General features: G+C 69.3%; 9 protein-coding genes. 4 read left to right on the top strand and 5 right to left on the bottom strand.

Annotated features, from left to right (window positions below):
* Window positions 1-3: 3 nt before the first annotated feature.
* From M2163_RS13725 to M2163_RS13710, 4 genes are all read right to left on the bottom strand, one after another.
* Window positions 4-1,620: a glycerol-3-phosphate dehydrogenase/oxidase gene (locus M2163_RS13725; RefSeq protein ID WP_280852510.1), complete on the bottom strand. Its 1,617-nt coding sequence runs from the start codon at window positions 1,618-1,620 to the stop codon at window positions 4-6.
* A 43-nt stretch (window positions 1,621-1,663) separates the two neighbouring features.
* Window positions 1,664-3,202, bottom strand: a complete 1,539-nt coding sequence (glpK, locus tag M2163_RS13720) for a glycerol kinase GlpK (protein WP_280852511.1) — start codon at window positions 3,200-3,202, stop codon at window positions 1,664-1,666.
* Between the two features lie 70 nt (window positions 3,203-3,272).
* Complete coding sequence (locus tag M2163_RS13715) at window positions 3,273-4,073, bottom strand: MIP/aquaporin family protein (protein WP_280852512.1); 801 nt, start codon at window positions 4,071-4,073, stop codon at window positions 3,273-3,275.
* Between the two features lie 322 nt (window positions 4,074-4,395).
* A complete protein-coding gene (locus M2163_RS13710; RefSeq protein ID WP_280894083.1) occupies window positions 4,396-5,169 on the bottom strand; it encodes an IclR family transcriptional regulator in 774 nt (257 codons plus the stop codon).
* Between the two features lie 284 nt (window positions 5,170-5,453).
* Here M2163_RS13710 and metH point away from each other — a divergent pair, with 284 nt between their 5' ends.
* From metH to M2163_RS13690, 4 genes are all read left to right on the top strand, one after another.
* Window positions 5,454-8,975: a methionine synthase gene (gene metH / locus M2163_RS13705; protein WP_280852514.1), complete on the top strand. Its 3,522-nt coding sequence runs from the start codon at window positions 5,454-5,456 to the stop codon at window positions 8,973-8,975.
* Between the two features lie 108 nt (window positions 8,976-9,083).
* Window positions 9,084-9,782, top strand: coding sequence for an HAD family phosphatase (locus M2163_RS13700; protein ID WP_280852515.1), 699 nt, complete (start codon window positions 9,084-9,086; stop codon window positions 9,780-9,782).
* 435 nt (window positions 9,783-10,217) lie between these two features.
* On the top strand, window positions 10,218-11,822 hold the full coding sequence (locus tag M2163_RS13695; protein ID WP_280894082.1) for an ABC transporter substrate-binding protein: 1,605 nt from the start codon (window positions 10,218-10,220) through the stop codon (window positions 11,820-11,822).
* A gap of 112 nt (window positions 11,823-11,934) precedes the next feature.
* Window positions 11,935-13,515: an ABC transporter substrate-binding protein gene (locus tag M2163_RS13690; RefSeq protein WP_280894081.1), complete on the top strand. Its 1,581-nt coding sequence runs from the start codon at window positions 11,935-11,937 to the stop codon at window positions 13,513-13,515.
* A gap of 70 nt (window positions 13,516-13,585) precedes the next feature.
* Here M2163_RS13690 and M2163_RS13685 read toward each other — a convergent pair whose 3' ends face one another.
* Entirely contained in the window at window positions 13,586-14,257 is a 672-nt protein-coding gene (locus M2163_RS13685; RefSeq protein ID WP_020141342.1) for a response regulator transcription factor, read from the bottom strand.
* Window positions 14,258-14,269: the final 12 nt, after the last annotated feature.

Here is a 14,269-nt window from a genome sequence, read left to right as displayed (position 1 = left end):
GGGCTACTTCTTGTCGAGGAGGTCCTGGACCTTGGCGCGGACCTCGTCGGTGGCCAGACCCCGGATCGTCAGCGTCGTACGGCGGCGCAGCACGTCGTCCGGCGTCTCGGCCCACTCGTGGTCCCGGGCGTACACGACCTGCGCCCAGATCTCCGGGGCGTCGGGGTGCACCCGCTCGCCCAGCTCCGGGTTGTCGTTCGCCAGGCGGGCGATGTCGAAGGCGAGGGAGCCGTAGTGGGTCGCCAGGTGCTTGGCGGTGTCGGCGGCCATGCGCGGGCCGGGCGCCGGGTTGTCCACCAGCAGGCGGTGCGCGACCGCGCGCGGGTTGGCGACACCGGGCAGCGGGAGCCGCTTCGGCAGGGAGGAGATGGGCTCGAAGTCGTCCCCGAGCGGGGCGCCCGGCAGCGACTCCAGCTTCTGCATGACCGTACGGCCGATGTGCCGGAAGGTCGTCCACTTGCCGCCCGCGACGGACAGCATGCCGCCCCGGCCCTCGGTGACCACGGTCTCCCGCTTGGCCTTGGCGGTGTCACCGGGGCCGCCCGGCAGCACCCGCAGTCCCGCGAAGGCGTAGGTGATCAGGTCGCGGGAGAGCTGCTGGTCGCGGACGGAGAACGCGGCCTCGTCGAGTATCTGGGCCGTGTCCTTCTCGGTGACCGTGACGTCCGCCGGGTCGCCCTCGAACTCCTCGTCCGTGGTGCCGAGGAGCAGCATGTCCTCCCACGGCAGCGCGAAGGTGATCCGGTACTTGTCGATCGGGGTCGCCAGGGCCGCCCGCCACGGCGCGGTCCGCTTCAGGACCAGGTGCGCGCCCTTGGACAGCCGGATGGACGGAGCCGCGTTCGGGTCCTCCATCCTGCGCAGGTGGTCGACCCACGGCCCGGTCGCGTTCAGCACGAGCCGGGCGTTGACGCCGAACTCGTCGCCGGACTGCCGGTCGCGCAGATCCGCACCGGTCACCCGGCCCCGGGTGAAGCGGAGCCCGGTCACCTCGGCGTGGTTGAGCACGACCGCGCCCGCCTCGACGGCCGCGCGGACCGTCATCAGCGCCATGCGCGCGTCGTTCATCTGGTCGTCGCCGTACACGGCCACGGCCTTGAGGTTGTCGGTGCGCAGCTCGGGCACGTCCTGCGCCGCCCTCGCGGGTGACAAGAGGTGGCCGACGCCGTCGCCGAACGCCGAGAGCGCGGAGTAGGCGAAGACGCCCGCCCCGAGCTTCGCGGCGCCGTGCGGGCCGCCCTTGTACACGGGGAGGTAGAAGGTGAGCGGGTTCGCCAGGTGGGGGGCCACCTGGCGGGAGACCGCACGGCGCTCGAAGTGGTTCTCCGCCACCAGCTTCACCGCGCCGGTCTGCAGGTAGCGCAGACCGCCGTGGAGCAGCTTGGAGGAGGCGGAGGAGGTGGCGCCGGCGAAGTCGCCGGCGTCGACCAGAGCCACCCTGAGGCCGGACTGCGCGGCGTGCCAGGCGGTGGAGATGCCCAGGATGCCGCCGCCGATCACGAGAAGGTCGTACGACGCCTTGGAGAGCTGCTCCCGGGTCTCGGCGCGGCTCGGAAGGGAGCCGGAGGCCGGGTGCGTACCGAGGGCAGGCACGGACTGCAGGGTGGTCTGACTGGTCATGTGGGGTTCTTACTCCTCATCAGAGCTGTTGAGGGGGTGTCTCTCAGCTCTCGTCCTCGAGCCAGCCCATGGTCCGCTCGACGGCCTTGAGCCAGCTCTTGTACTCACGGTCGCGGGTCTCCGCGTCCATGCGGGGGGTCCACTCGGCGGCCCGGCGCCAGTTGGCGCGCAGGTCGTCGGTGCTGGTCCAGAAGCCGACGGCGAGACCGGCGGCGTAGGCGGCGCCGAGGCAGGTGGTCTCGGCGACCATCGGGCGCACCACGGGGGCGTCCAGGAAGTCCGAGAGCGTCTGCATCAGCAGGTTGTTGGAGGTCATGCCGCCGTCGACCTTCAGGGCCGCGAGCTCGACGCCCGAGTCCTTGGTCATGGCGTCGGTGATCTCACGGGTCTGCCAGGCGGTGGCCTCCAGGACGGCACGCGCCAGGTGCGCCTTGGTGACGTACCGGGTCAGACCGGCGATCACACCACGGGCGTCGGAGCGCCAGTACGGGGCGAACAGACCGGAGAAGGCGGGCACGAAGTAGGCGCCGCCGTTGTCCTCGACGGAGAGCGCGAGCGTCTCGATCTCGGCGGCGGTGGAGATCAGGCCCATCTGGTCGCGCATCCACTGCACCAGCGAACCGGTGACCGCGATCGAGCCCTCGAGGGCGTAGACCGGCTTGTCGTCACCGATGCGGTAGCCGACGGTGGTGAGCAGACCGGAGTACGAGTTGATGATCTTCTCGCCGGTGTTCATCAGCATGAAGGTGCCGGTGCCGTACGTCGACTTGGCCTCGCCCTCGGCGAAACAGGTCTGCCCGAACAGCGCCGCCTGCTGGTCGCCGAGCGCCGAGGCGACCGGGATGCCGCCGAGCAGGTCGCCCAGCTTGCCGCCGCTGACCTCGCCGTAGACCTCGGCGGAGGAACGGATCTCCGGGAGCATGGAGAGCGGCACGCCGATGGACTCGGCGATCTTCTCGTCCCACTCCAGCGTGTGGAGGTTCATCAGCATGGTGCGGGAGGCGTTGGTGACGTCGGTGTAGTGCTTGCCGCCGTCGACACCACCGGTCAGGTTCCAGATGACCCAGGTGTCCATGGTGCCGAAGAGGATGTCGCCGCGCTCGGCGCGCTCGCGCAGGCCCTCGACGTTGTCGAGCAGCCAGCGGGCCTTGGGGCCGGCGAAGTAGGAGGCGAGGGGGAGACCCGTCTCGCGGCGGAAGCGGTCCTGGCCGACGTTGCGGCCGAGCTCCTTGCACAGGGCGTCGGTGCGGGTGTCCTGCCACACGATGGCGTTGTGGACGGGCTCACCGGTGTTCTTGTCCCACAGCAGCGTGGTCTCGCGCTGGTTGGTGATGCCGATGGCCTTGATGTCGTCGCGGGTGATGCCGGCCTTCTGGATGGCTCCGGCGACGACTTCCTGGACGTTGGTCCAGATCTCGTTGGCGTTGTGCTCGACCCAGCCCGGCTTCGGGAAGATCTGCTCGTGCTCCTTCTGGTCGACCGAGACGATACGGCCGTCACGGTCGAAGACGATGCAGCGGCTGGAGGTGGTGCCCTGGTCGATGGCGGCGATGAAGGGGCCGGCGGTGTGGGCGTCGGTCACTGTGTGCTCCTGGGGTTCCGTGAGTGAGGGACTGTCTACGACTGCTGCGCTCTGTGCCTGCTTGGATGTTCTAAGCGAAAGCGATGTTGTAGATGCCTGCGGCGATCGCGCCGCCGATCAGCGGACCGGCGATCGGGACCCAGGCGTAGCCCCAGTCGGAGCCGCCCTTGTTGGGCAGGGGCAGGAGGGCGTGCACGATACGCGGACCGAGGTCACGGGCCGGGTTGATCGCGTAGCCGGTCGGGCCGCCGAGGGACAGACCGATGGAGACGACGACGAGTGCGGTGATCAGGGCGCCCAGGGTGCCCAGGCCCTTGCCGTCGCCGTTAAGACCCTGCGTGAGGACGGCCAGCACCAGCACGATGGTGCCGATGACCTCCGTGGCGACGTTCTGCCAGGCGACCCGGACCTCGGGGCCGGTGGAGAAGACGCCGAGGACCGGTCCCGCGCCCTTCTCCTGCGCCTCGACGGCCTTGGCGGCCGTGGCCTGGGCGCCGGGAGCACCGACGATCTCCTTGTCGGTGAGGTGCGCGTGGAACTGCCCGTAGTAGGCGACCCAGACCAGCGCCGCGCCGATCATGGCGCCGAGCAGCTGCCCGCCCCAGTAGACCGGGACGTCGCCCCAGGAGATGCCGTCCTTCTTGAGCGCGAGCGCCAGTGTCACGGCCGGGTTGAGGTGGGCGCCGGAGAGCGGCGCCGAGGTGTAGACGGCCGTCAGCACGGCGAAGCCCCACCCGAAGGTGATGGCGAGCCAGCCGGCGTTACGGGCCTTGGAGGCCTTCAGCGTCACGGCGGCGCACACGCCACCGCCGAGCAGGATGAGTATGGCGGTACCGATGGTCTCGCCGATGAAGATGTCGGAGCTGGACACCCGCGACTCCTTTGTCCTTCGTCCAGGGGACCGAACCCCGGGTCCCTCCGGTGGTTCGAGCTGCTCTCGGGGGTGAGAGCGATGTCGGCCCTTGGCGTTGTCACACTCTAACGCGTATTGCCGGTAGGTGTTCGACAATGCCGACCGATGGACGGGAGTCTTGCTGCGGGGTTACATGCACGTCAAGAGTTCTGGAGTCGAAAATACGATCGTTATTGCTGACTGTGAGTCAACGATCTTGTTCTGGCGATTTGGGCGGTTGTGTCAGCGTACGACCGAGGGCCGGCACGTCACCGACGTACCGGCCCTCTTCCCGCGGACCTCAGAACCGGCCGGCGCCCAGATCCCGCGAGACCGCGCGGGCGCAGTCCCGCACCGCCGCGATCAGCTCGGGACGCAGCGCGCCCTCCTCGTCGGACCGGCACAGCCGCTCCACGGCGCCCGTGATGCCGACCGCGCCGACGGGCATGCGCCGCCGGTCATGGATGGGCGCGGCGATGGACGCGACGCCCTCCCAGGTCTCCTCCACGTCCGCCGCGTACCCACGCGCGCGTGTGACGTCGAGGATCTGCTCGAAGTCCTCCAGCTCGCACACGGTCCGGTCAGTGAACGGTTTGCGGTCGCTCTCCAGCGCCTCGCTGTGCGCCACCGGGTCGTAGGCCGAGAGCACCTTGCCGAGCGCCGTGCAGTGCAGGGGCTGCATGGCGCCGATCTCCAGCACCTGCCGGCTGTCGTCGGGCCGGAAGACGTGGTGCACGATCAGCACGCCCTGCTGGTGCAGCACGCCCAGATGGACGCTCTCGCCGCTGGAGCGGGCCAGGTCGTCCGTCCACACGAGCGCACGCGCGCGCAGCTCGTGCACGTCCAGGTAGGTGGTGCCCAGACGCAACAGCTCGGCGCCCAGCTGGTACCGCCCCGAGGCCTCGTCCTGCTCCACGAACCCCTCCGCCTGGAGGGTGCGCAGGATGCCGTGCGCGGTGCCCTTGGCCAGGTCCAGGGACGAGGCGATGTCCGACAGGCCGAGTCTCCGCTCGCCGCCCGCGAGGAGCCGCAGCATCGCGGCCGCCCGTTCGAGCGACTGGATGTTCCGTGCCATCGCCGTTCTGCCTCCGTCCCCTTCGACAGCCGAGAGTCACGGCGTCGCTGCCGCTGTTCGGCAATGTCGAACACTACCGGTCGATGTCGACCTCCCGCCAATGGTCGGACGGCATCTGTTGTGTCACTGGTATCCCGGCGGTGACCTGCCCGCCATCCTCGTCCGTCCCGTGGACGTGCCCACCATGCTCGCGGTGACCCGGCTACCCTGGCGTGGTGCGCCCGGCGTGGGACGACTCACGGGCGCCTGAAGCCGACAGCCGTCGCAACTGAGGGAGCCCCTTCATGGCCTCGTCGCCACAGTCCCCTTCCGCCGACAGCCGGACCCGTGTGTCCGCGCTCCGCGAGGCGCTCGCCACCAGAGTGGTGGTCGCCGACGGAGCGATGGGCACCATGCTGCAGGCCCAGGACCCCACGCTCGAGGACTTCGAGAACCTCGAAGGCTGCAACGAGATCCTCAACGTGACCCGCCCGGACATCGTCCGCTCGGTCCACGACGCCTACTTCGCGGTGGGCGTCGACTGCGTCGAGACCAACACGTTCGGGTCCAACCACACGGCCGCCTCCGAGTACGACATCGCCGACCGCGTGCACGAGCTGTCCGAGGCCGGTGCCCGGATCGCCCGCGAGGCGGCCGACGAGCACACCGCCCGCGACGGCCGCCAGCGCTGGGTCCTGGGCTCCGTCGGCCCCGGCACCAAGCTGCCCACCCTCGGCCACATCGACTACGCCACGATCCGCGACGGCTACCAGGCCAACGTCGAGGGACTGCTCGCCGGCGGCGCCGACGCCCTGATCGTCGAGACCACCCAGGACCTGCTCCAGACCAAGGCCTCCGTACTGGGCGCCCGCCGCGCGCTGGAGGCCACCGGCGCCGACGTGCCCCTCGTGGTCTCGATGGCGTTCGAGACCACCGGCACGATGCTGCTCGGCTCCGAGATCGGCGCCGCGCTGACCGCGCTGGAGCCGCTCGGCATCGACATGATCGGCCTGAACTGCTCGACCGGCCCGGCCGAGATGAGCGAGCACCTGCGCTACCTCGCCCGGCACTCCCGCATCCCGCTGCTGTGCATGCCGAACGCCGGCCTGCCCATCCTCACCAAGGACGGCGCGCACTTCCCGCTCGACCCCGAGGGCCTGGCCGACGCCCAGGAGAACTTCGTCCGCGACTACGGCCTCTCCCTGATCGGCGGCTGCTGCGGCACCACCCCCGAGCACCTGCGCCAGGTCGTCGAACGGGTCCGCGACCTCACGCCCACCGAGCGCCACCCGCAGCCCGAGCCCGGCGCCGCCTCCCTCTACCAGACGGTCCCCTTCCGCCAGGACACCTCCTACCTGGCGATCGGCGAGCGCACCAACGCCAACGGCTCGAAGAAGTTCCGCGAGGCCATGCTGGAGGCCCGCTGGGACGACTGCGTGGAGATGGCCCGCGAACAGATCCGCGAGGGCGCCCACATGCTGGACCTCTGCGTGGACTACGTGGGCCGGGACGGCGTCGCCGACATGAAGGAGCTCGCCGGCCGCTTCGCCACCGCCTCCACCCTGCCGATCGTCCTGGACTCCACCGAGGTCCCCGTCATCGAGGCCGGCCTGGAGAAGCTCGGCGGCCGCGCGGTCATCAACTCCGTCAACTACGAGGACGGCGACGGCCCCGAGTCCCGCTTCGCGAAGGTCACCAAGCTCGCCCAGGAGCACGGCGCCGCGCTGATCGCGCTGACCATCGACGAGGAGGGCCAGGCCCGCACCCCCGAGAAGAAGGTCGAGATCGCCGAACGGCTCATCGACGACCTGACCGGCAACTGGGGCATCCACGAGTCGGACATCCTCATCGACACCCTGACCTTCACCATCTGCACCGGTCAGGAGGAGTCCCGCAAGGACGGCCTCGCCACCATCGAGGCCATCCGCGAACTCAAGCGCCGCCACCCGGACGTCCAGACCACCCTGGGCCTGTCCAACATCTCCTTCGGCCTCAACCCGGCCGCCCGCATCCTGCTCAACTCCGTCTTCCTCGACGAGTGCGTCAAGGCGGGCCTGGACTCGGCGATCGTCCACGCGTCGAAGATCCTCCCCATCGCCCGCTTCAGCGAGGAAGAGGTGCAGACCGCCCTCGACCTGATCTACGACCGCCGTGCCGAGGGCTACGACCCCCTCCAGAAGCTGATGGCCCTGTTCGAGGGTGCCACCGCCAAGTCCCTCAAGGCCGGCAAGGCCGAGGAGCTGGCCGCGCTCCCGCTGGAGGAGCGCCTCAAGCGCCGGATCATCGACGGCGAGAAGAACGGCCTGGAGGCCGACCTGGACGCGGCCCTGACGGACCGCCCCGCCCTCGACATCGTCAACGACACCCTCCTGGACGGCATGAAGGTCGTCGGCGAGCTCTTCGGCTCCGGCCAGATGCAGCTGCCGTTCGTCCTCCAGTCCGCCGAGGTCATGAAGACCGCCGTCGCCTACCTCGAACCGCACATGGAGAAGGTCGAGGGCGACGAGGCCGGCAAGGGCACCATCGTGCTGGCCACCGTCCGCGGAGACGTCCACGACATCGGCAAGAACCTCGTCGACATCATCCTGTCCAACAACGGCTACAACGTGGTCAACCTCGGCATCAAGCAGCCGGTCTCCGCGATCCTGGAAGCCGCCGAGGAGCACCGCGCCGACGTCATCGGCATGTCGGGCCTCCTGGTCAAGTCCACGGTGATCATGAAGGAGAACCTGGAGGAGCTCAACCAGCGCGGACTTGCCGCCGACTTCCCGGTCATCCTCGGCGGAGCCGCGCTGACCAGGGCGTACGTCGAACAGGATCTGCACGAGATCTACGAGGGCGAAGTTCGCTACGCCCGCGACGCGTTCGAAGGACTGCGCCTCATGGACGCCCTCATCGGCGTCAAGCGCGGGGTGCCCGGCGCCAAGCTGCCCGAGCTCAAGCAGCGCCGGGTGCGCGCCAGTGCCGCGGTGGTGGAGGAGGAGCGGCCCGAGGAGGGGCACGTCCGCTCCGACGTGGCCACCGACAACCCGGTGCCCACCCCGCCGTTCTGGGACACCCGCGTCATCAAGGGCATCCAGCTCAAGGAGTACGCCTCCTGGCTCGACGAGGGGGCCCTCTTCAAGGGCCAGTGGGGGCTCAAGCAGGCCCGCACCGGTGAGGGACCGACCTACGAGGAGCTCGTCGAGACCGAGGGCCGGCCCCGGCTGCGTGGCCTCCTCGACCAGCTCCAGACCGAGAACCTCCTGGAAGCCGCCGTCGTCTACGGCTACTTCCCGTGCGTGTCCAAGGACGACGACCTGATCATCCTCGACGAGGAGGGCAACGAGCGCACCCGCTTCACCTTCCCGCGCCAGCGCCGCGGCCGCCGCCTGTGCCTCGCCGACTTCTTCCGCCCCGAGGAGTCGGGGGAGACCGACGTGGTCGGCCTCCAGGTCGTCACCGTCGGCTCGCGGATCGGCGAGCGGACCGCCCAGCTCTTCGAGTCCAACGCCTACCGCGACTACCTCGAACTGCACGGCCTGTCCGTCCAGCTGGCCGAGGCGCTCGCCGAGTACTGGCACGCGCGCGTGCGCTCCGAGCTCGGCTTCTCCGGCGAGGACCCGGCCGACGTCGAGGACATGTTCGCCCTGAAGTACCGGGGCGCCCGCTTCTCCCTCGGCTACGGAGCCTGCCCGAACCTGGAGGACCGCGCCAAGATCGCCGACCTGCTCCGGCCCGAGCGCATCGGCGTCCAGCTCAGCGAGGAGTTCCAGCTGCACCCCGAGCAGTCCACCGACGCGATCGTCATCCACCACCCGGAGGCGAAGTACTTCAATGCCCGCTGAGGTCTCTCACTCAGCACACTGATCGGATAAGTCGTACACTGGTCGGTCCACCGCAGGCCGGTTCCCCTCGTGGGAACCGGCCTGCTCGTCCCTCAAGGAGGTACGTGGATGACCAGCACGGTCCCCGCGCCATTGACCCGTACGGCAGACGGCTCCGCCCTCCAGGCCGTCCTCCTCGACATGGACGGCACCCTGGTGGACACCGAGGGCTTCTGGTGGGACGTCGAGGTCGAGGTCTTCGCCCGGCTCGGCCACACCCTCGACGACTCCTGGCGCCATGTCGTGGTCGGTGGCCCCATGACCCGCAGCGCGGGCTTCCTGATCGAGGCCACCGGCGCCGACATCACCCTCCCCGAGCTCACCGTCCTGCTCAACCAGGGCTTCGAGGACCGCATCGGCCACTCCCTGCCGCTGATGCCCGGCGCCACCCGGCTGCTGGCCGAACTGTCCGCGCACCGGATCCCCACCGCCCTGGTCTCCGCCTCGCACCGGCGCATCATCGACCGGGTCCTCGACACCCTCGGCCCCGCGCACTTCGGCCTGACGGTCGCAGGCGACGAGGTGCCGCGCACCAAGCCGCACCCCGACCCGTACCTGTTCGCGGCCGCCGGACTCGGCGCGGACCCGGTCAGATGCGCGGTGATCGAGGACACCGCGACCGGTGTCGCCGCCGCCGAGGCCGCAGGCTGCCAGGTCGTGGCCGTGCCCTCCGTCGCCCCCATCGCCCCGGCCCCCGGACGGACCGTCGTCGGCTCCCTCGAAGACGTCGACCTGCCATTCCTGCGCGGCCTGATCACCGTTCGATGACGAGAATGCGACGGGTGTTCACCCAGCGTGCAGCACGCATAACGCGGTAATTCCCCAGGGCCCTGTCGCAGGAATTCGCAGCGCGCCGGACGGCCGAATTCCACTCCGTGGGCGCCATCGCGCGGGTGTGACGTTCCCCCACTCGACGAACCCTCGACAGACGGCCCGAGCTGTGCCGGACACCCCGCTTCGGGGGGTGCGCACGCGCCCATGTGTCCCGATTGGTGAAACCCTGCACCAAAACTTCCCCCGGCGGCCTTTCGGTGCGTCCGCGCCCGGTTTCACTGCGTGATGGAAGCCCAACTCCGGTGACTGCGAACCCTCCTGCGGGTCCGGACTAATCTCCTGCTGAGAACATCGCCCTAACCCCGTGATCCGCCGCGCCACCCCTGCATGCCGGATACACGGACTGAACAGCTGTGGAGAAACTCGAGCATGAACCGCAAGACTTTGGTGCTGCCGGCCGTCATAGGTCTGCTCGCGCCGGTGCTCGCCGCCTGCGGCGGGTCCGACAGCGGCAGCGGCGGGGGCGATGCGATCGGCGTCGGCACCACGGACCGGTTCACCGCCACGAAGGAAGCTCCCGCCCCGCTCGACCCCGCCTACGCCTACGACGTCGGCACCTGGAACGTCCTGCGTCAGACCGTGCAGACCCTGATGATCCAGCCCAAGGGCGAGGGCGACCCCGTGCCCGAGGCCGCCCAGTCCTGCGGCTTCAGCGACAGCGGCAACGAACGCTACGTCTGCACCCTGCGCGACGGCCTGAAGTTCGCGAACGGCGACGCCATCACCGCGGCCGACGTGAAGTACTCCATCGACCGCGCCCGCGCCCTCAAGGCCGACTCCGGCGTCTTCGCCCTGCTGTCCACCATCGACACCGTCGAGACCAAGGGCGACCGCGAGGTCATCTTCCACCTCAAGACCGCCGACGCCACCTTCCCGTACAAGCTGTCGACCCCGGTCGCCGGCATCGTCAACCCCGACGACTACGAGAAGAACAAGCTCCGCGACGGCTTCGACGTCGACGGCTCCGGGCCGTACACCATGAAGGCCGACGTCAAGGACGACGAGCTCGTCGACGCCGTGTTCACCAAGAACCCCAACTACAAGGGGTCGTTGACGGTGAACAACGACAAGGTCGAGCTGCGCTCCTTCGAGGACGCCGACGCCATGGGCACCGCCCTCGAGAAGGGCGACATCGACCTCATCACCCGCACCATGTCGCCCCAGCAGATCCAGAAGCTGTCGAACGAGTCCGGCGGCGACGTCGACCTCGTCGAGATGGCCGGCCTGGAGATCCGCTACCTCGCCTTCAACACCGACGCCCCGACCGTGAAGTCCCGTGCGGTACGCCAGGCGATGGCCCAGCTCATCAACCGCAGCGAACTCGTCTCCAAGGTCTACGGCACCCAGGCCGAGCCGCTGTTCTCGCTGGTCCCGGCCACCATCACCGGCCACTCCAACTCGTTCTTCAACAAGTACGGCGACCCGAGCGTCTCCAAGGCCAAGTCCCGGCTGACCCAGGCCGGCATCACCACCCCGGTGAAGCTGACCCTCCACTACACGACCGACCACTACGGTCCGGCCACCAAGGAGGAGTTCGAGGACCTGCAGAAGCAGCTCAACGACAGCGGGCTCTTCGACGTCAGCATCCAGGGCACCCCCTGGGACACCTTCCGCCCGGCCGAGCAGAAGGGCAAGTACGACGTCTACGGCATGGGCTGGTTCCCGGACTTCCCCGACGCCGACAACTACCTCGCGCCCTTCCTCGACAAGGACAACTTCCTCGGCTCGCCCTACGCCAACAGCGAGATCCGCAACACCCTGATCCCCGACTCCCGCCGAGAGGCCGACCGTCTCTCCGCGGCCGGAAGCCTGACCGAGATCCAGGACATCGTCGCCAAGGACGTCCCCGTGCTGCCGCTGTGGCAGGGCAAGCAGTACGTCGCCGCACGCGACGACGTCACGGGCACCGCCTACGCGCTCAACTCCTCGTCGACGCTGCAGCTCTGGGAACTCGGCAAGGGCGTGGGCGGCTGACCTGCCGTCCGACGCGGACGTCAGCGGCTGACCACCGTCCGACGCCTCCTTCACCCGGGCCCAGGCGGACGGGCCCGGGATTCCACAAGAATCGACGACAAGGCACTCGCACGTGAACAAGCGCATCCAGTGGCAGGTCCTGCCGATCGTGGCAGGGCTGGCCTCCGGTCTGCTGACCGGCTGCGGCACGGAGTCGGGGGGCTCCGGTGCCGAAGGCTCCTCCGTGGTCATGGGGATGTCCGACGACGTCCTCGCCACCGACCCGGCCTCCGGCTACGACCCCGGCTCCTGGCTGTTGTTCAACAATGTCTTCCAGTCGCTGCTCAGCTTCCCCAAGGGCGGCACGGACCCGGAGCCGGACGCCGCCCAGAGCTGCGAGTTCACGGACACCAGGACGCAGGTGTACGAGTGCACCCTCAAGGACGGCCTCAAGTTCAGCAACGGTGACCCGCTCACCTCCGAGGACGTCAAGTTCTCCTTCGACCGCATGCTGAAGATCAACGACGACGCCGGTCCCGCGATCATGTTCCCGATGCTCGACAAGGTCGAGACGCCGGACGAGAAGACCGTCGTGTTCCGGCTCAACACCGCCGACGCGACCTTCCCGAGCAAGCTCGCCTCCGGCGCCGGATCCATCGTCGACCACACGCAGTACGACGCCGACGGCCTCCGCGAGGACGGCAAGGCGGTCGGCTCCGGCCCCTACCAGCTCGACTCCTTCGGCGACGACGAAGCCGTGTTCTCCGTCAACGAGAACTACCAGGGCACCGCCGACCCCCAGAACTCCGGCGTCACGCTGAAGTTCTTCCACGGCGACCAGGCCGCCCTGAAGACCGCCCTGACCGAGGACAAGGTCGACCTCGCCTACCGCGGACTGAGCGCGGGCGACATCGCCGACATCGAGAAGGCCTCGCCCGACTCCGGCGTCGAGGTCGTCGAGGGCACCAGCGCCGAGGTCCAGCACCTCGTCTTCAACATGGACGACCCGGTCGCCGGACAGCTCGGCGTCCGCAAGGCGATCGCCTACCTGCTCGACCGCGAAGCCCTCATCCACGACGTCTACCAGGGCACCGCGACCCCGCTCTACTCGATCGTCCCGGCCGGCATCGCGGGCCACAACACGGCCTTCTTCGACACCTACGGCGCCCAGCCCTCCAGGACCAAGGCCGCCGCCGCCCTCGCCGACGAGGGCATCACCGGCAAGGTGAAGCTGACCCTGTGGTCGACGCCGTCCCGCTACGGCCCGGCCACCGACCAGGAACTCAAGACGATCGCCCGGCAGCTCAACGCCAGCGGGCTGTTCGACGCCGACGTGAAGTCGGTGGCCTTCGACCAGTACGAGAAGGACATCGCGGCCGGCAAGTACGGCGTGTACGTCAAGGGCTGGGTGCCCGACTACCCGGACGCCGACAACTTCACGGCCCCCTTCTTCGGCAAGGGCAACGTGCTGGACAACAACTACAGCAACACCAAGATCACCGGCTCGCTCATCCCCCAGACCGCCGCCCAGCCCGACCGCTCCGCGACGGACGACCCCTACGGCACGCTCCAGGACCTCGTCGCCGAGGACGTCCCCGTCCTGCCGGTCTGGCAGGCCAAGCAGTACGCCGTCGTGCGCGACAACGTCTACGGCCTGGAGTACTGCCTCGACGCCTCCACGGTGTTCCGCTTCTGGGAGCTCAGCAAGGGCTGATCACCCCACGGACACGAAGAGGGCGCCCCCGGTCAGGAAAGGGGCGCCCTCTTCGTCCTGCCACCGTCCGCTACTGCGCGCCCGGACGGACCAGACCGCTCTCGTACGCGTACACCGCGGCCTGCACCCGGTCCCGCAGCCCCAGCTTGGTCAGCACATGGCCCACATGCGTCTTCACGGTGGTCTCGCTGACGAACAGGTCCGCGGCGATCTCCGCGTTGGACAGCCCGCGCGCCACCAGCTTGAGCACCTCGACCTCGCGGTCGGTGAGCGTGTGCAGGGTGTCCGGCACCGGCTCGTCACCCGAGGGCAGATGCGTGGCGTACTTGTCGAGCAGCCGGCGCGTGATGCTCGGCGCGAGCATCGCCTCGCCCGCGGCCACCACCCGGATTGCCTGCACCAGTTCGTTGGCCGGGGCGTCCTTGAGTAGGAAGCCGCTGGCCCCCGCCCGCAGCGCCTCCACCACGTACTCGTCGAGGTCGAAGGTGGTCAGCACCAGCACCTTGGCCGGGCCGTCCCGCCCGGGACCGGTGATCTGCCGGGTCGCCTCCACACCGTCCATCCGCGGCATACGGATGTCCATCAGGACCACGTCGGGCTGCAGCGCCCGCACCTGGTCGAGGGCCTGAAGACCGTCTCCGGCCTCGCCCACGACCGCGATGTCCTGCTCGGCCTCCAGAATCATCCGGAACCCGGTACGCAGCAGCGGCTGGTCGTCGACCAGTAGGACGCGGATGGCCACGTGTGTCTCCTT

This window comes from Streptomyces sp. SAI-135 (assembly GCF_029893805.1).
Taxonomy (GTDB): Bacteria; Actinomycetota; Actinomycetes; order Streptomycetales; family Streptomycetaceae; genus Streptomyces.
This window is presented reverse-complemented; position numbering and strand designations above follow the sequence as displayed.